General features: G+C 55.3%; 23 protein-coding genes. 14 read left to right on the top strand and 9 right to left on the bottom strand.

Annotated features, from left to right (window positions below; all coding sequences use genetic code 11):
* Window positions 1-103: 103 nt before the first annotated feature.
* The 5 genes from HVA01_RS05110 (at window position 104) to HVA01_RS05090 (ending at window position 5,029) form a co-directional block, all read left to right on the top strand.
* Window positions 104-1,600: an NAD-dependent succinate-semialdehyde dehydrogenase gene (locus tag HVA01_RS05110; protein ID WP_146873563.1), complete on the top strand. Its 1,497-nt coding sequence runs from the start codon at window positions 104-106 to the stop codon at window positions 1,598-1,600.
* Window positions 1,601-1,814: 214 nt separating this feature from the next.
* Window positions 1,815-3,248, top strand: a complete 1,434-nt coding sequence (locus HVA01_RS05105; RefSeq protein WP_146873561.1) for an aminotransferase — start codon at window positions 1,815-1,817, stop codon at window positions 3,246-3,248.
* A gap of 156 nt (window positions 3,249-3,404) precedes the next feature.
* Entirely contained in the window at window positions 3,405-4,082 is a 678-nt protein-coding gene (locus HVA01_RS05100) for a haloacid dehalogenase type II (RefSeq protein ID WP_146873559.1), read from the top strand.
* A 61-nt stretch (window positions 4,083-4,143) separates the two neighbouring features.
* Window positions 4,144-4,491 (top strand): putative quinol monooxygenase, encoded by a 348-nt coding sequence (locus HVA01_RS05095; RefSeq protein WP_146873557.1) that lies wholly within the window; start codon window positions 4,144-4,146, stop codon window positions 4,489-4,491.
* A 70-nt stretch (window positions 4,492-4,561) separates the two neighbouring features.
* On the top strand, window positions 4,562-5,029 hold the full coding sequence (locus tag HVA01_RS05090) for an S-ribosylhomocysteine lyase (RefSeq protein WP_146873555.1): 468 nt from the start codon (window positions 4,562-4,564) through the stop codon (window positions 5,027-5,029).
* 86 nt (window positions 5,030-5,115) lie between these two features.
* Here HVA01_RS05090 and HVA01_RS05085 read toward each other — a convergent pair whose 3' ends face one another.
* Complete coding sequence (locus HVA01_RS05085; RefSeq protein ID WP_146873553.1) at window positions 5,116-6,096, bottom strand: arsenic resistance protein; 981 nt, start codon at window positions 6,094-6,096, stop codon at window positions 5,116-5,118.
* Between the two features lie 324 nt (window positions 6,097-6,420).
* On the opposite strand from HVA01_RS05085, the gene HVA01_RS05080 reads away from it, so the two are divergent.
* Entirely contained in the window at window positions 6,421-7,071 is a 651-nt protein-coding gene (locus HVA01_RS05080; RefSeq protein ID WP_146873551.1) for a peroxiredoxin, read from the top strand.
* 92 nt (window positions 7,072-7,163) lie between these two features.
* Here the strand turns inward: HVA01_RS05080 and HVA01_RS17755 are convergent, their stop codons facing one another.
* From HVA01_RS17755 to HVA01_RS05060, 4 genes are all read right to left on the bottom strand, one after another.
* Window positions 7,164-8,432, bottom strand: coding sequence for a methyl-accepting chemotaxis protein (locus tag HVA01_RS17755; RefSeq protein ID WP_146873549.1), 1,269 nt, complete (start codon window positions 8,430-8,432; stop codon window positions 7,164-7,166).
* Window positions 8,433-8,881: 449 nt separating this feature from the next.
* Entirely contained in the window at window positions 8,882-9,331 is a 450-nt protein-coding gene (locus HVA01_RS05070; protein WP_246129476.1) for a DUF3047 domain-containing protein, read from the bottom strand.
* A complete protein-coding gene (locus tag HVA01_RS05065) occupies window positions 9,273-9,539 on the bottom strand; it encodes a sigma factor (protein WP_246129474.1) in 267 nt (88 codons plus the stop codon). The genes HVA01_RS05070 and HVA01_RS05065 overlap by 59 nt, the downstream gene beginning before the upstream one ends.
* Before the next feature lie 3 nt (window positions 9,540-9,542).
* A complete protein-coding gene (locus HVA01_RS05060) occupies window positions 9,543-10,100 on the bottom strand; it encodes a carboxymuconolactone decarboxylase family protein (protein WP_146873545.1) in 558 nt (185 codons plus the stop codon).
* A 273-nt stretch (window positions 10,101-10,373) separates the two neighbouring features.
* On the opposite strand from HVA01_RS05060, the gene HVA01_RS05055 reads away from it, so the two are divergent.
* Together HVA01_RS05055 and HVA01_RS05050 are read left to right on the top strand one after the other, a co-directional pair.
* Window positions 10,374-10,961, top strand: a complete 588-nt coding sequence (locus HVA01_RS05055; protein WP_146873543.1) for a TetR/AcrR family transcriptional regulator — start codon at window positions 10,374-10,376, stop codon at window positions 10,959-10,961.
* A 40-nt stretch (window positions 10,962-11,001) separates the two neighbouring features.
* A complete protein-coding gene (locus tag HVA01_RS05050; protein ID WP_146873541.1) occupies window positions 11,002-11,778 on the top strand; it encodes a ZIP family metal transporter in 777 nt (258 codons plus the stop codon).
* 21 nt (window positions 11,779-11,799) lie between these two features.
* Here the strand turns inward: HVA01_RS05050 and HVA01_RS05045 are convergent, their stop codons facing one another.
* The gene (locus HVA01_RS05045) at window positions 11,800-12,267 is read right to left on the bottom strand and encodes a MerR family transcriptional regulator (protein ID WP_146873539.1); all 468 of its coding nucleotides are present in this window, start codon (window positions 12,265-12,267) and stop codon (window positions 11,800-11,802) included.
* A 68-nt stretch (window positions 12,268-12,335) separates the two neighbouring features.
* On the opposite strand from HVA01_RS05045, the gene HVA01_RS05040 reads away from it, so the two are divergent.
* The gene (locus HVA01_RS05040; RefSeq protein WP_146873537.1) at window positions 12,336-14,483 is read left to right on the top strand and encodes a heavy metal translocating P-type ATPase; all 2,148 of its coding nucleotides are present in this window, start codon (window positions 12,336-12,338) and stop codon (window positions 14,481-14,483) included.
* A 14-nt stretch (window positions 14,484-14,497) separates the two neighbouring features.
* On the opposite strand, the gene HVA01_RS05035 is transcribed toward HVA01_RS05040, so the two are convergent.
* Window positions 14,498-15,511: an isocitrate dehydrogenase gene (locus tag HVA01_RS05035; protein ID WP_146873535.1), complete on the bottom strand. Its 1,014-nt coding sequence runs from the start codon at window positions 15,509-15,511 to the stop codon at window positions 14,498-14,500.
* Window positions 15,512-16,074: 563 nt separating this feature from the next.
* Here HVA01_RS05035 and HVA01_RS05030 point away from each other — a divergent pair.
* The 5 genes from HVA01_RS05030 to HVA01_RS05010 all read left to right on the top strand — a co-directional run bounded on the left by HVA01_RS05030 (window position 16,075) and on the right by HVA01_RS05010 (window position 21,372).
* A complete protein-coding gene (locus HVA01_RS05030; protein ID WP_146873533.1) occupies window positions 16,075-17,565 on the top strand; it encodes a SulP family inorganic anion transporter in 1,491 nt (496 codons plus the stop codon).
* Window positions 17,566-17,583: 18 nt separating this feature from the next.
* Window positions 17,584-18,441, top strand: coding sequence for a universal stress protein (locus tag HVA01_RS05025; RefSeq protein ID WP_146873531.1), 858 nt, complete (start codon window positions 17,584-17,586; stop codon window positions 18,439-18,441).
* Window positions 18,442-18,603: 162 nt separating this feature from the next.
* A complete protein-coding gene (cfa, locus tag HVA01_RS05020; RefSeq protein WP_146873529.1) occupies window positions 18,604-19,764 on the top strand; it encodes a cyclopropane fatty acyl phospholipid synthase in 1,161 nt (386 codons plus the stop codon).
* Window positions 19,765-19,861: 97 nt separating this feature from the next.
* On the top strand, window positions 19,862-20,452 hold the full coding sequence (locus tag HVA01_RS05015; protein ID WP_146873527.1) for a TetR/AcrR family transcriptional regulator: 591 nt from the start codon (window positions 19,862-19,864) through the stop codon (window positions 20,450-20,452).
* Window positions 20,449-21,372 carry a DMT family transporter gene (locus HVA01_RS05010; RefSeq protein ID WP_146873525.1) on the top strand — a complete coding sequence of 308 codons (924 nt, stop codon included), beginning with the start codon at window positions 20,449-20,451 and terminating at the stop codon, window positions 21,370-21,372. Before HVA01_RS05015 ends, HVA01_RS05010 begins: the two co-directional genes overlap by 4 nt.
* On the opposite strand, the gene crcB (HVA01_RS05005) is transcribed toward HVA01_RS05010, so the two are convergent.
* Window positions 21,369-21,764, bottom strand: coding sequence for a fluoride efflux transporter CrcB (crcB, locus tag HVA01_RS05005; protein WP_146873523.1), 396 nt, complete (start codon window positions 21,762-21,764; stop codon window positions 21,369-21,371). The genes HVA01_RS05010 and crcB (HVA01_RS05005) overlap by 4 nt on opposite strands.
* Window positions 21,761-22,150: a fluoride efflux transporter CrcB gene (gene crcB / locus HVA01_RS05000; protein WP_146873521.1), complete on the bottom strand. Its 390-nt coding sequence runs from the start codon at window positions 22,148-22,150 to the stop codon at window positions 21,761-21,763. The genes crcB (HVA01_RS05005) and crcB (HVA01_RS05000) overlap by 4 nt, the downstream gene beginning before the upstream one ends.
* Window positions 22,151-22,376 lie beyond the last annotated feature (226 nt).

The raw sequence follows: 22,376 nt of genomic DNA, 5'->3' as shown, positions 1-22,376 counted from the left end.
ACCTGGGGGCATCCAAACGCAATGGCCTGCGCGCTGTTGCGGGCAATGTCACACAGTTATTGCAGTACTCGGTTAGCCCGGCTGCATCCAAGGGGAGAATTCCATGACCACACTATCGACCACGCTTGCCAAGCGCCTGGAAGATCCGCGCCTGTTTCGGCAGTACGCCTACGTGAACGGTAAATGGACCCATGGCGAAGGCGGTCGCGAAGAAGCCGTTTATGACCCCGCTACCAATGAAGCGATTGGGCATATTCCGCTGCTGGAAGCCGAACAAATTACTGCCGCGGTGGATGCGGCGGAAGAAGCTTTTGTTCACTGGCGGGCACTGCGCGCCGATGAGCGCTGCGAGCGCTTGCTGGTCTGGTACGACCTGATTCAGGCGAATCGCGAAGACCTGGCCACCATCATGACGCTGGAGCAAGGCAAGCCGCTGCCTGACTCCCGCGGTGAAGTGCAGTATGGCGCAAGCTTTGTGCGCTGGTTCGCCGAAGAAGGTAAACGTACCTACGGTGAAACCATTCCCAGCCCGATTCCCAACGCGTCGCTGGGCACCCTTAAAGAGCCGGTGGGCATTGCGGCGATGATTACGCCGTGGAACTTCCCGCTGGCGATGATCACCCGTAAGGCGGCGGCGGCATTGGCCGCGGGTTGCCCGGTGATTGTTAAACCCGCTAACGAAACGCCGTTTTCGGCGCTGGCGCTGGCCGAGCTGGCAGAACGGGCCGGTATTCCGGCCGGTATTTTTAACGTGGTGCTCGGCGATCCGGCGCAAGTCTCAAAAATTCTCTGCGCCGAGCCGCGTATTCGGGCGTTGTCGTTCACCGGCTCTACCCGCGTAGGCCGCCTACTGATCGAGCAGAGCGCCAGCACCGTTAAGCGGCTCTCCTTGGAGCTAGGCGGCAACGCGCCGTTTATCGTGGGGCCGGATATGGACCCCAAAGAAGCCGCCTACGCGGCGGTAGCGGCGAAGTTCCAGACCGCAGGCCAAGATTGCCTGGCCGCCAACCGCATTCTGGTGCACGAATCCATTCACGACGAATTCGTTGCGCAGTTTGCCGAGCGCATGGCCGCGCTGACCGTGGGTAATGGTTTACAGGGTGAAATTGACCTAGGCCCGTTGATTCACCGCCAAGCGGTAGAAAAAGCGACTGAAATAGTCAATGACGCCATCTCACGCGGGGCGACGGTGCTGGGCGGCGAGCAAAGCCAGGCGCCTGGCGATAACTTCTTTATGCCCGTCATGCTGACGGGCGTCACGCCGCAGATGAAAGTGTGGCGGGAAGAGAACTTTGCCCCGGTGGCAGGCATCACGGCTTACAGCACCGACGACGAAGTGATTGAAATGGCCAACGACACCGAATACGGTCTGGCCGCGTATATCTACACCCACGATATTCGCCGCATCTGGAAACTATTGCGTGCGCTGGAGTACGGCATGGTCAGCGTTAATTCGGTGAAAATGACCGGTCCGCCGGTGCCCTTCGGCGGTGTGAAGCAGTCCGGCCTTGGCCGTGAAGGCGGCGCCACGGGTATCGATGAATACCTGGAAACGAAGTATTACTGCCTGGGGGCTCTGGGGTCTGTCTCTGGTAGCTAAGTTTGGGAAGAACAGCATCGCGCTAAAGCGCCCTCCCACAACATTGGCTCAGCAACTTGAGTTAGCCCTGTGGGAGGCCGGCTCCGCCGAGCGATAAGAATATCAAAACGTTAATCGCCCAATCAATCAGGCGCCTGCAGCGGTCATCCAGAGCCGGTTTTGTAGGAGCCCGACTTGTCGGGCGATACGTCCTTTATAGACAAGAGAGAACGCCATGAGCCTGCATCAGGATTTGATCGAACGCGACCGTAAAGTCACTTTCCACGCCTCTACCCACCTGCGCGATTTCGCCCACGGCGATTCGCCGGGGCGGGTGATTACCGGTGGCCAAGGCATCAATATCGTGGATAAAGATGGCCGTGAATTTATCGACGGCTTCGCCGGGCTTTACTGCGTCAATATCGGCTACGGTCGTACCGAAGTCGCCGAAGCGATCTACAAGCAAGCACTAGAGCTCTCTTATTACCATACCTATGTGGGCCACTCCAACGAGCCGCAGATCGAGCTTTCCGAGAAGATTCTGAAAATCGCTGGCATGAATATGTCCAAGGTGTACTACGGTATGTCTGGCTCGGATGCCAATGAAACCCAGCTGAAAATAGTGCGCTACTACAATAATGTGCTGGGTCGCCCGCAGAAGAAAAAGGTCATCTCGCGCATGCGCGGCTACCATGGTTCGGGGATCGCTTCGGGCTCGCTGACCGGCCTGAAAGCGTTCCACGACCATTTTGATCTGCCCATCGACACCATCCGCCATACCGAAGCGCCGCACTACTACCTGCGTGCCGCCGAACAGCACGGTATGACCGAGCTTGAATTCTCGGCGTTTTGTGCCGACAAGCTGGAAGCGATGATTCTGGAAGAAGGCCCGGATACGGTGGCCGCTTTTATCGGCGAGCCCGTGCTAGGCACTGGCGGTATCGTGCCGCCGCCGGAAGGCTACTGGGACGCCATTCAAAGCGTGCTCGCCAAGTACGACGTGCTGCTGATTGCCGATGAAGTGGTGTGTGGCTTTGGCCGCACCGGCTCCGATTTTGGCAGCCACCACTACAACATGAAGCCGGACCTGATCACCATTGCCAAAGGTCTCACCAGCGCCTACCAGCCGCTCTCCGGGGTAATTGTCGGTGAAAAAGTCTGGCAAGTGCTGGAGCAAGGCACCGGTGAATACGGCCCTATCGGCCACGGCTGGACTTACTCTGGCCATGCGCTAGGCTGTGCAGCAGGGCTTGCCAACCTGGCGATCATTGAACGGGAAAACCTGGTGGGCAACGCCGCCGAAACCGGCGCCTACTTCCAGCAGCAGCTCAAGGCTAACTTCGAAGGTCATCCACTGCTGGGCGACATACGCGGTGTTGGCTTAATGGCGGCGCTAGAGTTCTCGCCGGAGGCCAAACAGCGCCTGCATTTCGACCCGGCGTTGAAAGTTGGTCCCCGCGTCGCGGCGGCCGCCATGGAAGAGAACCTGATTGCCCGCGCCATGCCCCAGGGCGATATTCTTGGCTTTGCACCGCCGCTGACCATTAATCGTCATGAGGTGGATGACATGATTGGCCGCGCGAAGCGCGCCATCGACAGGGTGACCGATGAATTGGTGCGCTCGGGCGACTTGAAGTCGGGCCAGCAAGAGGCGGCTTTTACGGTTTAAGCATTGAATCGGATTGCTGAACGCCGCTGTCTTTGCATAGCGGCGTTTTTGTTACTGAAGGTGTCGTCTATGCTAAACGTTGGGTCTAAGTGCTGGGTATAAGTCGATAGACTGAACGCAGGTCACCATGAGTTGAAAGTTAAGGAGTAGCCAACGATGCAAGCGGTATTAGCTTTCGATGTATACGGTACGCTGATAGACACCCAAGGCGTGACGATTGAACTGGAGCGCCGCCTTGCCGAGCCGGCTAAGGCGGCCGAGTTTGCTCGCCGTTGGCGGGACAAACAGCTTGAGTACAGCTTTCGCCACGGTTTAATGGGCGCTTACGTGCCCTTTTCCGAATGCACCCGCGAAGCGCTGGTGTTCGTCGACCGGGCACTACAAACCGGCCTTGTGGATAACGACCATGATCACCTCATGGCGATATACGGCGAATTGCCGGCATTCGATGATGTGGTGCCGGCGCTGGACCAGCTCCGTGATGCGGGCATACGCTGCGTGGCGTTCTCGAACGGTACGGCAGATGCCGTGTCTAAGCTTTTGAAAAGAGCCGGCGTCGAGAGCCATATGGACGATGTAATCAGCGCGGATGAGGTAAAACGCTTTAAGCCCGACCCGGCTGTTTACTCGCATCTGCGTAGCCGTTTAGAGACCCGGCCCGAACACACTTGGCTGGTGTCCAGTAACCCCTTTGATGTGATTGGTGCCACACATGCCGGGTTGCGAAGCGCTTGGGTACGGCGCAGCTCTGACGCGCCTTTCGACCCTTGGGGTATTGAGCCTGATATGACGGTGACAGATTTAGAAACACTGGCGGAACGCATTATTCGTTAAGCTTTCAACTGGTCTAGCCAAGCCGCATAATGGCGTACGCATAACGTTTAGGGATAATTTCATGTCAGAAAAGATTTACTGTGTTGCCGGTTTTAAGCCCAAGCCTGGCAAAGAAGAAGCGGTGTTCAAAGCGCTTCAGTCACTCGAGCCAAATGCCCATCGCGAGGACGCGTGTATTCATTACACGGTGACGCGTCAGATCGACAACCCCTTCGCCCAAGGCACCGGTTACCCAATTGTGTTTCACGAAATTTGGGCAAGCCGCGAAGAGTTTGAGGCGCACTGTCAGCGCAAAGAGATCCAAGACTTCTTTGCTCAGCACGTCGAAGCGCCCGATGGCGATATTGAAGACGCCAATGTCTGCGTTTACACCGATGAGCCATGGAACTTTGATGCTCCCAAGGTGTGAGCCCAGTGCCATCAGCGGCTTGGTTCAAAATAGCTTGATAGAACTTGATAGATAAAGAAAGGAGCGTGATATGACCGATAAGAAAATGAACGTTGAGAGCTTTAACCTGGATCACACCAAGGTAAAAGCGCCCTACATCCGTTTAGCCGATATCAAAGAAGGCCAGAACGGCGACCGTATCCATAAATACGATTTGCGCATTTGCCAGCCCAATAAAGGCCATATGGACATGCCAGCGCTGCACTCTCTTGAGCACTTAATGGCGGAGATGTCGCGCAACCATACCGATAAAGTGGTCGATATCAGCCCCATGGGCTGCCAGACCGGCTTCTACATCGCGATGATTAACCACGACGACTACGACGATGTGGTGGCGATCGTTGAGAAAACACTCAATGATGTGATGGAAGCCACCGAAGTGCCCGCCTGTAACGAAATGCAGTGCGGCTGGGCGGCAAGCCACAGCCTGGAGGGTGCCCAAGAGCTCGCTAAAGGGCTGCTAGCGAAACGCAGCGAATGGACCGAGGTGTTCGCGTAAGTTCGCGTAAGTTCGCGTAAGTTCGCGTAAGCGTTACTGGAAAAGCAGCATGCGCTAAATCGAGACGCCTCCCACGTGGAGGCGTTTTAGTGACTGGGATTAGGCTGACCAAACGTATCGGGTATCAGATGCTTAGGCACCCAGTGCAGGTAGGCCACCATGCCAAACAGCTCAACCAGCGATTGAAATACAATCACCACCACCGCAGCCTGCCACACCTCCGGCAGGGTTAGAGCGATGGGCAGCATAACGAAAGAGTTACGCGTTCCCAGGCTAAACGTTAAGGTGCGGGCACTGGCGGCGTTTAAGCCAAACAAACGACCCAGTATCCGGCCCAACAGTGCGGCGAAGAGCAGAAACGCCACAAAAACCAATAACACTTGGCCTAATACGCTGCTCAGCCCCATAACGGTATTGACCTGTGACGCGGCAATCACAAAGACCACCAGTGCTAACAATGGCACCGGCAAGTAGCCCAAGCCAGCTACTAAGCGTTTTACCCCAGAGCGCTTTAGCGCCAGGCGTTCGGTAAGCCAGGCTAATAATAGCGGGGTAAGAATCAGCCCGCCAAAAGCGCTCAATAAATGCGTGCTAAGGGCAAACTCCCACCAATCACCGCCCAGAAACAGCCATAGATACGCGGGTAAGGCGATTAGCTGGACCAATAGCAGCAGGGGAGTGGCGGCAATCGCGCGGCCTGTATCGCCTTTGCCCAGGTGTGTGAAACTGATAAACCAGTCGGTGCAAGGCACCAGCAACACCAACAAGACGCCCGCTTGAACGGCTGGCGCAAAGGGGAAAACCGCGATGAGTGCCCAAAGGGCCAGCGGAATCACTACAAAGTTACCTAGCATCAACGCCACCATAAAGCGGCTGTCGCGCGCGCCCTGGGTAACGTGCGTTAACGGAATCTGAGTGAAGGTGGCATACAGCAACGCGCCCAATAGCGGCCATAGCACCACATCAAGGCGTGCCATTATGACGGGATACCAAAAACCTGCCCCCAGCCCCGCCACAATAAACAGCAAATACAGCCAAGATTGTTGGCGTTCCAACAGATCGCGCATAACGGGATAGCCTGTGTTTTCAATAATAACGAAAAGGCTACCGCACCTGCTGCGAAGTGTCTGCTTTTGGCGGATGGAGACGCACTATGATGTTGATATAGTCTTCAAAATGCGCGGCAACCCACGGATTTTGGTGTCAAAGGCGGTGTGCTGGGGCGCTCCAGTCGCTGGGCTTAAATAGTAGGCTATGACGTATTTAAAAAGAGGGGCTAGGAGAGTGAACATTGTCTTATGATTCGCTGTCTTAGCGCAAAATGTTCTATAGTGAAGGTGTTGAAAGTCGAATAAGCTATTAAGGCGTTTAACGCCCAAGAAGGAGGAACTATGTCACTACGCATTAATGCAGTCGTCCCTGATTTCGAAGCGGACACCAGCCACGGATCGATCAACTTTCACGAGTGGATTGGCGACAGCTGGGCAATCCTGTTTTCGCACCCCAAGGATTTCACCCCGGTATGCACGACCGAGTTTGGTGCCGTCGCGAAGCTTAGCGCCGAGTGGAAAAAGCGTGATACCAAAGTGATCGGTGTTTCCGTCGATGGCGTAGCGGATCACAAGCGCTGGTGCGATGATATTCAATCCGTTGGCGGCAGCGATGTTGATTTTCCGATTATCGCCGATGAAGGGCTGACGGTCTCCAAGCTTTACGACATGTTGCCGGAAGATGCCTACCTGCCCGATGGCCGCACCCCCGCAGACAGCGCGACGGTGCGCTCGGTATTTATTATCGGGCCGGATAAGCGGTTGAAGCTTTCGATGACTTACCCGATGACCGTCGGGCGTAATTTTGCCGAAATCCTACGCGCCCTGGATGCGTTACAAACCACCACGACGCACGGCGTAGCCACGCCGGCCGACTGGGCGATTGGTCAGGATGTGATCATTCCGCCCAGCGTGTCTGATGAAGATGCCAAACTGAAGTACGGTGAATACGAAACGGTCTTACCGTATCTGCGCAAAACGCCGCTGCGTTAAGGGAGCTTTAGTGTAGGCAAGCCACGGTTCCCATAAGATACGTCGTTTGATCAACAAAGCCAGCGCCTCGGTGCTGGCTTTTATGCTGCTGATCAAGCAGATTCAAGCGCTAACTGTTCAATGGAGCTTGAAACACTACGCGCCCCGGTGAGGATCTCGTTAACAATGGTTTCAATTTCGCCCACGCTCACTTGGCTTGATTTTCCCTGCTCGACGACCTGCTGCATGGCGTGAGTCGTGCGTTCTACCAAGGCGCTATTTTCTTTGAGCACGCGGGTAATATCCTCCACCGCTTCGCTGGAGCCTTTGGCTAAACGGCGTACTTCATTGGCAACCACCGCAAACCCCCGACCTTGTTCGCCTGCACGAGCGGCTTCTACCGCAGCGTTTAGCGACAGCAGGTTGGTTTGATTGGCGATACGGGCAATTGACTCGGTAATACTATTAATACTTTGCGCCTGTTGGTTCAGCGCGGCAATCAACTGCTGCGCCTCTGCCAGGGTTTGGGCCGCCTGTTCAGAATCACTGACAACGCGCTGTAAATGATTAAGTCCGTTTTGTGCAATCTGCTCCGTCTGAGATGAGGTGCTTTGAGCCGCGGTGACGGCCCTCGTCGCTGATTCAGCGGCGGCTACGGAGCGCGTGATATCGGTGGCAAACTTGACCACTTTCACCACCTTGCCATGGCTATCCTGGATGGGATTGTAAGTCGCTTCTAGCCAGACACTGGTGCCACGCGAATCCAAACGCTCAAACTTACCCTGAATGAACTCACCTTTTGCCAAGTTCTCCCAAAAATGCGGATTCGCATGATAAAAATCAGGCGGGCAAAATATCTGGTGGTGTACACCGACTAACTGCTCATTGCGATAGCCCATGGCACGCTCAAAATTGGCGTTGGCATTTAGAATTTCACCACTGGGCGTGAACTCAATCACTGCCATGGAACTATCCAATGCTGCCAATACGGCATTTTTACGTTCGGCTTCTTGGTGGTCGGTGGTAACGTCATTGGCTATTTTCATAATAGACACGACTTTGCCGCGGCGATTGCTAATGGGTAAGTAAGTGGCCTCTAGCCAGACTTCCTCGCCTTGAGCATTGGTACGCCTAAAGCGCCCCTGCTGGCTATGGCCGTCGGCTAGCGTTTCCCAAAATGTCAGGTACTCGCGGCGGCTGCTTTCTTCAGGAAAGCAGAAAATCCGATGGTGTTGGCCTTTTATCTGTTCAAGGGTGTAACCCATGGTGGTCAGGAACTGCTCACTTGCCTTCTGAATAATCCCATCAGGTGAAAAAGTGATACAAGCGGTGTGTTGGTACAGGGCGCTGTGTAAACCATTTGGAGCGAGAAGTGAGAGCATTGCTATTCCTGTCAACGAGTCTGTTTAAATTATGTGTATAAGGTTAGAACAGTGGCGTTTTCTAAGCATTAGTTTCTAGCGGTATGACACAAAATTTTGCATTTATGAGTCCTGGTGATATTTTAAATTATTGATTTATAGTGTTTTAATCGTAATTTTTCCAAATTTCATTGTTCCAATAAGTAATGTTGCACGATAGACTGTAGGCCACAACATTATTAAGGCAGTCTAGGCGTCGTCGAAGAGTGGCCGATACGGTTTCTTTTGTACAGTTTGTGTATAATTTAAATCTTAATTGAAAATGGATCTGATGTCACTTTTTTGTACATCTTTAGTATAATTTTCACAGGAGGGCATGTTATCGAAAGGGAAGGGTGTGATGGTCGGACCATGGGTGTAACGCTTTTTTAAACTTAAAAGGTACCGACGGTTAAGCAAATCGCTGTTCGTTAAGGGCAAGCGTTAGCGGTTGGCTCGCTGCTAAAAGCTAACTGCGTAAACCACGCGGTTGCATTGCTTCCCGAATTATCGCCATCACTCATTAAAGCAACGCCATCAACATGGCTGGGGGCGCTGCCAAAAAGTGTTGCGAAGTCGGCACGCACATCGCGTACCTCAGAGACCCACTCGCCCACCTTGAACGTGCCCCCTTGCAGAGCCATTAATTCGGCGCGGTCAGTAAACGCATTGGTCCAGGTGCTGCCAGCATCTTGCGTGGATGACCATACATAGTTGACGGATTGTACTTGCCAGGGCAGCAACCCCGTTTTGCGTACCACATAGACGCGAGCAGGGTAGTCGTCGCCCGCTTTGGTGACAATTTCGTAGTGGGTTTCACCGTCAAAACGGCGGGTTGGCCATGTCATGATCTGGTTGGGCGTCAATAATATATCCGCCATTGCCGCGCTGCTGAATATCAGCGACATAGCGACGCTGCTGACGAAGTCGTTCCAAAAGTTTATTTTTCAATATGCCAAATACCCAGGTTTCAAACGCCGAGCGTCTGGCAAAGGCATCATGTTTTTCCAGCGCGGTGACCAGTGTGTCCTGCACGGTATCTTCAGCGGCACCACTGTCCCGCAGCTGCAGGCGGCCACAGATAAACATGCGTTAGGACGCCGGCGCTTCCCAGGCAAGCGGTTTGAGCTCTTCGTTAAGCGGCGTAGCGGCAACGTGGTTGGTGTAGTTCGAGAGCGTTTTCAGCGCGCAGGCAATGACCAGTTCCAGGACCTGCTGCTGGGTGAAACCTGCCTCAAAAAAGGCATCCAGCTCGGCCTGCTCGGCCCAGCCACGCTGAGCATTCAAGTGGCGTGCAAAGCGCGTCACGGCGGCCAGCTTGGCATCGTTGGGTGTTGTGCGTTCGCGGAGATCTTTGACGAGCTCGTCGTCGGCGCCAACCTGTTTAATACTGCCGGTATGCGCCGCCACGCAAAAAGCACAGTGGTTATCGGCGCTGATGGCAAGCAGGGCCGCCTGTTGTTCCACAGGGCTCAAGCTGGTGTTGGCATAGATGCCGTCAAGCGCTAGATAGGCTTCGAGTAGCGTGGGTGCTTCCGCCATTTTGGCAAAGAGATTGGGCAGGAAGCCCATCTTCTTTTCTGCGGCTTGCAGGTTCGCCTTAGCGGCTTCGGGTGCGCTGTCTATTGTGTGTAACGGAAAATCGGCCATTTCACTCTCCTTGGATCGATTACAAATTAGCTAACGCAGGGTAGCTGCATTGTTGTCGATTGATTATGGAACATTCAGTCCATAATTTACAGTCACGGCAACTGATCAGTTACCTTAGCGGGCAAAGCCGGGGTTAAACGGCTTCAGCATAACCTAGAGCTGCTTAATTAATGTCGCGAAGCGACGGCGCCAATCTGAAGCATCCACTCAGTGGATGCTTTTGCTTAGGCTTAATCTATCTCGTAATATGACGGCTTTTATTGGGATTGTGTAATGCGTCTCGGCAGACCCTTACAGCATCACCCAGAGACGGCGCTGGAAGCCGCCGTTAACGCTTTTTGGCGCTCTGGTTACCACCATACATCGATGCGTGATTTGTTGGAGGCGATGCAGCTGTCGCGCAGCAGCTTGTACCAGGCGTATGGCAACAAAGAAGCCCTTTTCCTTCGAGCGCTGGCGCGTTATCGCGAAGAGTTGCTGGTGTCTCTGAATGCGACACTTGCCCAGGAGGCCAGTGCTTGGCAGTTTATTGAACGCTTACTTCAACACATGGCTCAGCAGGCCGAGAGCGAACAGGCGGCTTTGGGTTGCCTGATTTTTAATTCGGCCACCGAGCTGGGAAATAGCGGCTCGACAGTGTCGGATGCTGCGGTTCAGAGCGTTCAGGCAATTACCCAATTTTTTGTCAAGGTCATTGAGCAGGCGCAGCGCGAGGGTAGTATTTCCCCGGAGCGTGATGTACAAAGTTCAGCTTATTTCTTAACGCTTTCGGTGTCGGGGTTACGAATGCTGCTCAAAAGCGGCGCTAGCCAACGCCAAACCGAACAATTGAATAACAATATTTTGCGTGGATTGCGCTGAGCCCAGGGCGCATTCAGCAGGGTGTTTTTTAGGCCCAATAATGGAAAATACGTTGTTATTAGGTTTTCTAGGTAGCTTAGTCGCTGGCCTATTGACCGCCGTTGGCGCGCTACCGGCGCTGCTAGGCAAAACACCTAGCCGGGGTTTTCGTGATCTAGCGCTCGGCTTTGCCGCGGGCGTTATGCTGGCCGCATCGTTCTTTTCGCTGATTATTCCAGCGCTGGAGGCGGCGGAAATTTATTACGCCGGTGGTCCCATTCCCGCCGCGATTGTTTGTACCGCTATTTTGCTTGGGATGGGCGCGATTGCGCTGCTCAACGAATACCTTCCCCACGAACACTTTGCCCAGGGGCGCGAGGGGCCGGAAGCCGCTTCGCTGCGCCGTGTATGGCTGTTTGTGTTTGCGATTACTATCCACAACCTGCCGGAAGGCATGGCAGTGGGCGTGGGGTTTGGCGCCAATGGTTTAGAAGGCGGCATGCCGCTGGCTATCGGCATTGGCCTGCAGAATATGCCAGAAGGGCTCGCCGTGGCGGTCGCCTTGATGGGCGAGGGTTATTCAAAATGGCGCTCGTGGTCGATTGCCGCGCTAACGGGGCTGATTGAGCCCATTGGCGGGCTGTTTGGCGCGAGCATCGTCAGCGTTTCGCAGATATTACTGCCCTGGGGGTTAGCGTTTGCCGCCGGCGCCATGCTGTATGTGATCAGCCACGAAATTATCCCCGAAACCCACCGCTGCGGGCACCAGAAAAAAGCCACCTTCGGTTTGGCGATGGGCCTAGTGATTATGTTGTTCCTAGACGTATGGCTGGGCTAAAAACAGCTTGAATGGCTAGCATTAACGCAGCACATCGGCGCCGCCGTGGGGCCCAGAATGCTCACATAGGCGGTGGTCGCTAAGCACGTCGATGACATGGCAATGGCCGATATTGTCACCGGCACACTGGTTAATCATACGCTGCAGCTCATCGCGCAGCGCCGCTAGCCGTTGTAACCGTGATTCCACTTCAGCGAGATGCCGTTTTGCCAACTTGTCAGCCTGATGGCAGGGCATGGCCGGATGGTCGGCCATTTCCAGCAGTTCTCTTACCGCCTCAACTGAAAACCCAAAATCCCGCCCGTGACGAATAAACAGCAAGCGCTTAACGCTCGCTTCGTCATAGCGACGCTGATTGCCTTCGCTGCGTTGGGTGGCGGGCAGTAAGCCAATCTGCTCATAATAGCGCACCGTCTCCGGCTTGCAGCCAGTGCGGCTTGCCAACTCGCCAATGCCCATTACGTCGTTTTTGGCGCTTTGCTCACTCATTGCTTGAACCTCTAGTCGCTATAGGTATTACCCTACTACCAAGATAGGCGATATTGGAGAGCAAAGCGATGACACCACCAGCGCAGCAAGCAGTACCCCACGACCCCAGCACGTTGACGCTGCGCGTAGAGGGCATGGATTGCGGTGGCTGCGAACGTAAAGTTGAATCCGCATTGCAGCGTTTAGAACCAGTGGGACACGTTTCTGCAAGCGCCCTGAACGGCCGGGTGCGGGTGTCCGCCGATGAGGGGGGAACCCTGTCGCGCAATGCGATCGCTAAAACCATACAGGCGTTGGGCTATACGGTGATCGATGAGGCCGACGACAGTGCTTCAACAGCGTCGTCATCCAGGTGGTGGCAATCGGCAAAAGGGCGTTTGGTGATCGTCAGTGGGGCTTTGCTATGCTTGGCATGGGTACTTCATGTCGCTTGGCCGACGCTGGGTAGCGGCCCCTTTATAGCCGCCACACTGGTGGGGCTGGTCCCCATTGTGCGTGCGGCCTGGCAGGCGCTTAAACTGGGCAACCCCTTCACCATTGAAATGCTGATGAGTATCGCCGCGTTAGGGGCGCTGGCGATCAATGCCGCCGCTGAAGCCGCGGTGGTTGTGTTTCTCTTCGCGGTGGGTGAATTGCTCGAAGGTGTGGCCTCTACCCAGGCGCGCCGCAGTATTGCATCGCTCGCCAAACTGACGCCCTCCACTGCACGGTTGCTCGAGCAGGGCGAAGTGCGCGAAGTCGCTGCCGCCTCCCTGATCCCGGGTCAACGGGTGCAGGTGCGCCCGGGTGATCGACTGCCTTGCGATGGGCACATTATGGCGGGGCAATCCTCTGTTGATGAATCCCCGGTGAACGGCGAATCGGTGCCACGGGCGCGGGAAGTCAAGGACCCGGTGTTTGCCGGTACCGTGAATTTGGACGGGGTGTTAGAGGTCGAGGTAACGCGTAGCGCTGAAAACAACACGATTGCTAGAGTGATCCAGTTGGTGGAGGAGGCTCAGGCGGCGAAAGCCCCAGTGGCGCGCTTTATCGACCGCTTTGCGTTTTACTATATGCCCGCCGTGGTTGGGGTGGCGCTGTTGGTCGCTATTGCGCCGCCGCTGGTCTCGTCGATGTTGTGGTCAGAGTCTATTTACCGTGCGCTAGCGCTGTTGCTCATTGCCTGCCCCTGTGCCCTGGTGATTTCAACGCCAGCGGCCATTGCCGCCGGTTTATCCGTGGGCGCCCGGCATGGTTTGCTAATAAAAGGCGGCGCGGTATTAGAGCAGCTAGGCAAGCTTAAGCGGGTCGCGCTGGATAAAACCGGCACGCTCACGGCGGGAACGCCCATCGTCACTGACGTGGAAAGCCTCCAGGACAGTGATGATGCGAGCGATATCTTGCGTTTAGCCGCCGCCTTAGAACAAGGGTCGAGTCATCCCCTGGCCGTGGCGATTAGCGAGCATGCCCAGCAGCAGGGGGCGGCGATACCGACCGTGCAAGCCGCGTATGCCTTGGCAGGGCAGGGCGTTGCCGGGCAGGTGGCAGGGCGCGATTTAATGCTGGTGAGCCCGCGCTATTTGCAACGTTTTGCTCACCGCCCCAGCGGCTGGGATGAACGCATCGCTGCGCTGGAAAATCAGGGTAAAAGCCTCGCCGTGCTGGTCGAAAATCAGCGCCCCTTGGGGCTTATTGCCGTTCGTGATGAGCCCCGCGAAGATGCGCGTCAGGGTCTGCAAGCGCTAGAGCGCCTAGGCGTGCAGGCCGTGATGCTCAGCGGTGACAATGCCCGTACGGTGGCCGCTATCGGTGAGCGGCTGGGCATTCAATCAGAAGGCCAGCTAATGCCCGAAGATAAAGCTCAGCGCGTGCGCGATTGGCAGGCGCAAGGGCTGGGGCCGGTAGGTAAAGTAGGCGATGGTATCAACGATGCCCCAGCGCTTGCGGCGGCAGAAGTTGGCATTGCGATGGGCAGCGGCACGGACGTGGCATTGGAAACCGCCGACGCCGCGCTGCTTAAAAACCGCGTAGGTGGGATCGCCGAAATGATCACGCTCTCACGGGTTACCATGCGTAACGTCAAAACCAACGTGGCGTTAGCGCTGGGCTTTAAAGCGCTGTTTTTAATCTCTACGGTGCTGGGCATTACGGGCATGTGGGTGGCCGTCATGGCCGACACTGGGGCAACCGTATTGGTCACCCTCAATGCCATGCGTTTATTGCGCTACCGTTTTTAACCGCGTAAGCGATTTTAACCCTGCACGTACTCAACCAGGGCTTGGGCGAAGGAGTCGGTGGTGCCGGTGCCGCCCATATCGGGGGTGACCATGTCTTGGCGGGTTTCCAGCACGGTACGAATACCCTGGCGGATGGCGGTGCCTTTCTCCGCCATGCCCAGGTGATCCAACATCTGGGCGGCGGCCAGCAGTAGCGCGCAAGGGTTGGCAATGTTCTTGCCTTCGATATCCGGCGCTGAGCCGTGCACGGCCTCGAAGATCGCGGCCTTTTCACCAATGTTGGCGCCAGGGGCCAGACCCAAACCGCCGACCAAACCGGCACATAGGTCAGAAAGGATATCGCCAAACAGGTTAGTGGTGACCACTACATCAAACTGATGCGGATTCATCACCAGCTGCATGCAGGCGTTATCGACGATCATTTCCTGGAATTCGATCTCGGGGTACTCTTTGGCAATCTCACGCGCGACATCCAAAAACAGCCCCGAGCTGGTTTTGATGATGTTGGCTTTATGTACCGCAGTCACTTTTTTACGGCCGTTGTTTTTGGCCAGCTCAAAGGCATAGCGCACGATGCGTTCAGAGCCTTTGCGGGTCACTTTGATGACCGAAATGCCGGTATTGCCGTCGTCGGTATATTCCTGGCCATCGGCGAGGTACGCACCTTCGGTGTTTTCGCGCACGGTGATCATGTCGATATCGTCATAGCGCGAGCGAGTGCCAGGGAAGCTAATCGCCGGGCGCACATTGGCGTAAAGGTCAAAATGGCGCCGTAGCTGTACGTTAATCGAGGAGAAGCCTTTGCCAATCGGCGTTGTCAACGGGCCTTTGAGCGCAATGCCTAGCTGTTCGATGGTGTCGAGTGACGCCTGTGGAATCAGCGTGCCGTGCTTTTCCAGCGCGCCTAAGCCTGCATCGATATGTTGGTAGGCTAAGCCGCAATCTAGCGCGTCGAGTACACGCAGCGTAGCATCCATGATTTCGGGTCCGATACCGTCGCCCTTGATGACAGCAATAGATTGGCTCATGTACTACTCCTCTTTAATCTGCTTATCGGCGGAAAAACCGTGCCGCTTCAACGTGGATAGTGGGTAATTGATGGTGTTTTAGTGGCGCAATGGTACGTCAGAACCGGGTACAAGGTCACTCTGACTTACGTAGCGATTGACCACTCAGCGGTGGGGCTAGTCGGGGAGGTTAGCCGTTAGGTGCAATGCAGCAGTTTTGCTGGTAATATACGACACTTTGTCGCACCTTGCTTTACGCAATACTCTTTTCGTAACAGTTTTTGCAACCGTCAAAGAATCTTTGCCAATGATCGCATTACTACATCGCTTTTCAGGGCTGATGACTCCGCCCTAGCCCTCCTGCCTTTTTTAGGTGCTGATAGTGCATTCATCGCGCTGTCATTACCTTGTGGTACTTAAATTTAGCAACACTTAAATTTAGCAGTACCTAAACGCTTGCTCACTATTTTATATAATAAAAGCTGATCATTTCAGTGTACTCAATGTTGGCGGCGCTGCTCGTTACTAGCTGCGCTGTATGACCGCTTTTGCCTGTCGTTAACCTAAAACCGTGGACCCCTCGCATGTACGAAAAGTTTAAACAATCTTGGCTCTCTAACCTCAAGGGCGACACCCTTGCAGGGATTGTCGTGGCGCTAGCGCTGATCCCCGAGGCCATTGCGTTCTCGATCATTGCGGGCGTTGACCCCAAGGTCGGCCTTTACGCCTCGTTCGCTATCTGTGTGATTATGGCCTTTGCCGGTGGTCGTTCCGGCATGATTTCAGCGGCGACCGGCGCCATGGCGCTGCTGATGATTACCCTGGTAAAAGAGCATGGTTTGGAATACCTGCTGGCCGCCACGCTGTTGACCGGTGTGCTGCAGATTATCGCGGGTTACCTGAAGCTTGCCGATCTGATGCGGTTTGTCTCGCGCTCTGTGGTCACGGGCTTCGTTAACGCACTGGCAATTCTCATCTTCATGGCACAGCTGCCTGAATTAACCGGCGTTACTTGGCACGTTTATGCCATGACGGCAGCGGGTCTGGCAATTATCTACGGCTTTCCTTATGTACCCGTTGTCGGCCGGATGATCCCTTCGCCGCTGGTCTGTATTGTCGTGCTCACCGCCGTGTATATGCTCACCGGCATGGAAATTCGCAGCGTTGGCGATATGGGCGAGCTGCCCGATAGCCTGCCGATATTTTTGTGGCCCGACGTGCCGCTGAATTTAGAGACGTTGATGATTATCCTGCCCTATTCGCTAATGTTGACGGTTGTTGGCCTGCTTGAGTCAATGATGACAGCGACCATTATTGATGACTTAACCGACACCAAAAGCGATAAAAACCGCGAGTGTAAAGGTCAGGGCATTGCCAATATTGGTGCGGGTTTAATCGGTGGTATGGCGGGTTGCGCCATGATCGGGCAGTCGGTCATCAACATTAAATCCGGTGGTCGTCGTCGTACCTCAACGTTAATTGCCGGTATCGCACTGCTGCTGATGGTGGTCTTCCTGGCCGACTGGGTCTCGCAAATCCCCATGGCGGCACTGGTGGCGGTCATGATTATGGTGTCGATCGGCACCTTCAGCTGGGAATCAATTCGCGACCTGAAAAAGCACCCTATGAGTACCAATATCGTCATGGTGGCCACCGTTGTCGTGACGGTAGGTACCCATAACCTGGCGATTGGCGTCTTTGTTGGGGTGCTTCTGGCGGCGCTGTTCTTTGCCAATAAAGTCGGCAACATTCTCTACATTGGCTCAACTGAAATAGAGGCGGGTAAAGAGCGCGAATATCAGGTGGTGGGCCAGGTATTCTTTGCTTCTTCAGAAACCTTTATAGCGGCATTCGATTTCAAAGAGAGCATTGATAAGGTCACTATTAACCTTTCCCGCGCGCATTTCTGGGATATTACGGCGGTGCAGGCGCTTGACCGGGTCGTGATTAAGTTCCGCCGCGAAGGTACTGAGGTCGAAATGATCGGTTTGAATGAAGCGAGCGCAACCGTTGTTGACCGTTACGCCGTACACAATGACCCAGAAGCCGTTGAAAAACTGATGGGCGGCCACTAAGCCCGCAAGGAGAGCACAATGACTGATCAAGTAATGGCCGCCATTGACGGTTCGCAGTTTTCAGAAGGCGTTTGTGATTACGCCGCCTGGGCAAGCCTTGCATTAGCGGCGCCGCTTACCTTTGTCCACGTGGTGGATAACCACTCACAGCCCCCCGCTGACACCAATTTGTCGGGTAATCTGCGCTTTGGCGCCCGCGAACGCTTGATGAAAGAGCTTTCTGAACTTGATGAGCAGCGCGCAAAGGTAAACCGTGAGCAGGGGCGGTTAATGCTGGATGCTGCCAAGGCGCGGGCCATTGAAGACGGCGTGACAGCACCTGTCACTCGTCAGTTGAATGGCACGCTGGTGGAAACGCTGGTTGAACTTGAAAAAGAGATGCGTTTGCTGGTGGTGGGCAAACGCGGTGAGACGGCCCATCAAGCCAGTGGGCATCTGGGTTCTAACCTAGAACGGGTGGTGCGCGAAATGCACCGCCCGATTTTGATGGTGCCGCAGACCTTTAAGCGACCTGAAAACGTTATGATGGCGTTTGACGGCAGTAAAACGGCGCGTAAAGGCGTCGAGATGCTGGCGAAAAGCCCGTTGTTTAACGGCGTTGCTTGCCACATCGTGATTGTGGGGGCAGAAACAGCAGAAAATCGTTCTCAGCTAGAGTGGGCGTTGACGACCCTACGCGAAGCAGACCATGCGGCGGAAGGTGCTATTCGCGCAGGTGAGGTAGAAACGACGCTGGGCGAGTATCAGCAGGAAAAGGCCATTGATTTGATGGTGATGGGCGCTTATGGGCACTCGCGTATTCGCCACTTGCTAGTCGGTAGCACTACAACCGCCATGCTGCGTAATAGCAAAATTCCCGTTTTAATATTGCGTTAGCAAGCGCTTTAAAGCCGGCCCTCTGAAGCCAGGGGGTCGGCTTTTTTGTGTCTTACGCCTATAAAAAGTCCCTATCAAATGATGCTAATGTGGTAATGCGGTTCTACGCTGATAGGCAGGTTGCTAACTATTCATTTACGGGAACAGCCAGAGGAGACTGTCATGAATATGCCTGCCGTTGAGAGAACCTCTATTGGTTTCGATGAAGCCTCGCCCTCCCACCGTTTTGCCGCCGACTTGTTAGCCGAAGCCGATATCCAACTTAACGGTGATCGCCCATGGGATATGCAGTTGAAAGTCCCTGGCGTGATCGATAACGCCCTGTCGCGTGGAAATTTAGGCCTGGGTGAGTGCTATATGAACGGCGACTGGGACGCTGAGCGGCTAGACGAGCTGTTTTATAATTTAATGCGTGCCCAGCTAGGGCGGCGTATTAAACCAACCCAGTTGGTTTATCACTCCCTACGCGCGCGCCTGCTGAACCGTCAAACGGCGAAGCGAGCCTGGGAGGTAGGCGAAAAGCACTACGACCTTGGCAATGAGTTCTATGCTGCCATGCTCGATCAGCGGATGACGTATACCTGCGGCTACTGGAAAGATGCCCAAACGCTGGATGAGGCCCAGGAGGCCAAGCTTGATCTCATCTGCCGCAAGCTTGAGCTAAAACCTGGTATGCGCGTGCTGGATATCGGCTGTGGCTGGGGCAGTTTTATGGCCTATGCCGCCGAGCATTACGGTGTCGAGTGCGTGGGTCTGACGATTTCTAAAGAGCAGGCTGAGTTTGGTCAACGGTTGCTTAAACACGGCTTGCCGATTGAGTTTCGCTTACAAGACTATCGCGAAGAAACGGAACAGTTTGATCGTATTGTCAGCATTGGCATGTTTGAACACGTGGGGCATAAAAACTACCGCGAGTACATGAATGTCGCCCACCGCTGTTTGAAAGACGATGGCCTGTTTTTACTGCATACCATTGGCAAAAATATAGCGAATACGGCCACCGATCCCTGGATCGACAAGTATATTTTCCCCAATGGCGAATTGCCTACCTTAGGGCAAGTCGCCGATGCCGCAGAAGCGCTGTTCGTGGTCGAAGATGTGCATAATTTTGGCGCTGATTACGACCGTACGTTAATGGCGTGGTGTGACAATTTCGAGGCTAGCTGGCCGGTGTTTAAAGAGCAGTTCGGCGAGCAGTTTTACCGCATGTGGCGCTATTATCTGCTCAGCTGCGCGGGTGCTTTTCGCGCCAGGGAAATACAGCTATGGCAATTCGTGCTGAGTAAGCCAGGTATTGTCGGCGGGTATACGCGAGTGAGTTGATTAACCACGTCGTTGTATTAACGATAAGGCATTGATTGATTTTGTTACGAAGGTAGGTAGACTGGTCTACCTACCTTCGTCTCTATAGTGCGATTCTATGTCTATATCACATCATCCAAAGCCTCAAAACGCGCATGACCGCCTGCTTGATGCGGCGTCTGCGCTGTTCTATGACGACGGGATTACCGCGACGGGCATTGATGCCATCGTCAAGCGGGCGGGCGTTGCCAAGAAAAGCCTGTATAACAACTTCGTTTCGAAGGGCGAACTCGTCGCGTCCTATCTGGTGGTCCGTCATGCCCAATGGCTGGCGCTTTATGAGGAGCGTCTTCGCCAGGCTAAAACGCCCCAAGACAAGGTCATGGCCGTGTTCCTGGCCTATGAGGATCATGCTGAATATGCTTATGAGGGCGGCTTTCGCGGCTGCGGGCTGCTCAATGCGGCTGCCGAGTTGCCGGCGGGTGACGCTGGAAGAACGGTGGTCAGAAGGCACAAAGAGCAAGTGGAGGCACTGCTGGCCGAGCATGTCAGTTCCATGCTTGGCGATGACCCCAAGCGGGCGGGTCACATTGCACAGCATCTCGCGTTCTTGCTTGAAGGTGCCATGGCGCGTGCAGGTTTGGAAGGGCGCAGCGATTGCCTTCGCCAAGCACGCGGCATAGCCGCTTCTTTATTGGCGGCGTTATGAATCAAGCCGCTAACGAACGTTTATTGGGCATTATGACCGTTCTCATGGCGGCCATTCTTTGGGGCACTACGGGGACGGCGGCCACCTTTGCACCGGAGGTCAGCGCGGTAGCCATCGGTGCGGTGGCAATGGGCGGGGGTGGCTTGATGCAGGCGCTGCTGGCTGCTCGGCGCATTCAGCGCCACGCTCAATTGCTGCGCGCACAGTGGCGATGGCTAGCGCTGGGCGCTGTCGCCGTGGCCATCTATCCGCTGGCTTTTTATGCCTCCATGCGACTGGCCGGCGTGACCATTGGCACGGTGGTGTCTATCGGTTCAGCACCGCTTCTCGCCGCGCTGATCGAGAATCGCTTGGATGGGCTGCGTCTCACCGCGCGCTGGATGAGCGGGGCAGTGCTGGGGCTTGCGGGCATGCTGCTGCTGTGTTTAGCCGAAGGCAATGGGCATGCGTCGGCGGAGACTGCCTCAGGCGTCATCCCCGGCGTTCTGCTGGGTTTACTGGCCGGGGTCAGCTATGCGCTCTATTCATGGACAGCGCGTCGCCTGATGCAGCAGGGCATCGCTCCGCGGGCCGCTATGGGCGCGACCTTTGGCATTGGCGGACTGATGTTGCTGCCGGTGTTGATGATGACAGGAGCGCCGTTGTTGGCCTCCTGGAGCAATGCATCGGTGGGTATTTATATGGCGGTGGTGCCGATGCTGCTGGGGTATCTCTGCTTTGGCTACGGCCTGGCCCGGATTGCTGCCAGCACGGCCACCACCATCACGCTTTTCGAGCCGGTCGTGGCGGCCGGCTTGGCCGTGGTTATCGTCGGCGAACGCCTGCCCGCGATAGGCTGGGCTGGCATCGTGCTGATACTGGCTTGCCTAGTCTGTATCAGTGCCCCGGTTAAAGCGAAGATGTCAAAAGCCGAGGCTTAGGCGTGTATTTGTTTCTTGGCGATCCGCTGACCCCAAAGCGCCGCGGCCAGCCAAAGCGGCACGCTGGTTACTACGTAAACGAGTGCCAGCGCCCATTGGTCTTCTTCGACGAGATGCAGAGTTTCCAGGCTAAACAGGGAGAAGGTGGTGAAACCGCCGCAAAAGCCGGCTACCAGCAACGGCTGCAGGCGCGCTAAATGCCCCTGGGCGTAGTGGCCGCCCAGGGTCGCTAGCCAGCCAATCAGCCAAGAACCCAGCAGATTAACCAGCAGCGTGCCCCAGGGAAAATAGCTGCCCAGCGCCGCCAGCATACCCAGCGACACCCAATAGCGTAACGCGCTGCCCAAGCCGCTGCCCAGGCCCACGGCCAGGTAGGGTAACCAAGTACTCACAAGCGCTCTCCTAACCACCAGCCCAGGCTCACCATGGCGAACCCAAGTAGGCAGGTGCCGAGTACATTAGCAATCGCGCGCTGCGGATAGCCGCTTTGCCAAAGCGCCAGGGTTTGTAAGCTGAACGAGGAGACGGTGGTGTAACCGCCGAGGGCGCCCACTACCGCGAGTAGCCAGAAGGAGGTAGGGGCCTGGCCGCTGGGCAGGCCCAAGATGCCCAGCAGACATCCCGCTGCGAATGCCCCGCTGATATTGACCGCGAAAGTGCCCCAGGGGAAATGAGTGCCAAACTGCCTCGCCAAGAGGTTAGACACAGCGAACCGCCCCATGCCGCCGATAGCGCCGCCCAGCGCCACTAACAAAACGCTCGCCACACCGCTTCCCATAACGCGCTACTCCTATGCGTGTGTTCCTAATCCGACTCGATTCAGCCGTTATACCGCTCACGAAATGGCAAATAATAGCATGCTTATCTGTCTAATGAGCTTTGTCGACCCGGGTGAATAGAAGCCTGAATAGAACTTATGCAGTCTGTTCCTGATCAATAAGTTCGTGTAGAAGAGGAGAAGAATAACAACAACGGTTTTGATGCACCCGCTCAAGGAGAAAAAC

The sequence above is a fragment of the Halovibrio variabilis genome (assembly GCF_007991175.1).
Classification (GTDB): domain Bacteria; phylum Pseudomonadota; class Gammaproteobacteria; order Pseudomonadales; family Halomonadaceae; genus Vreelandella; species Vreelandella variabilis.
This window is presented reverse-complemented; position numbering and strand designations above follow the sequence as displayed.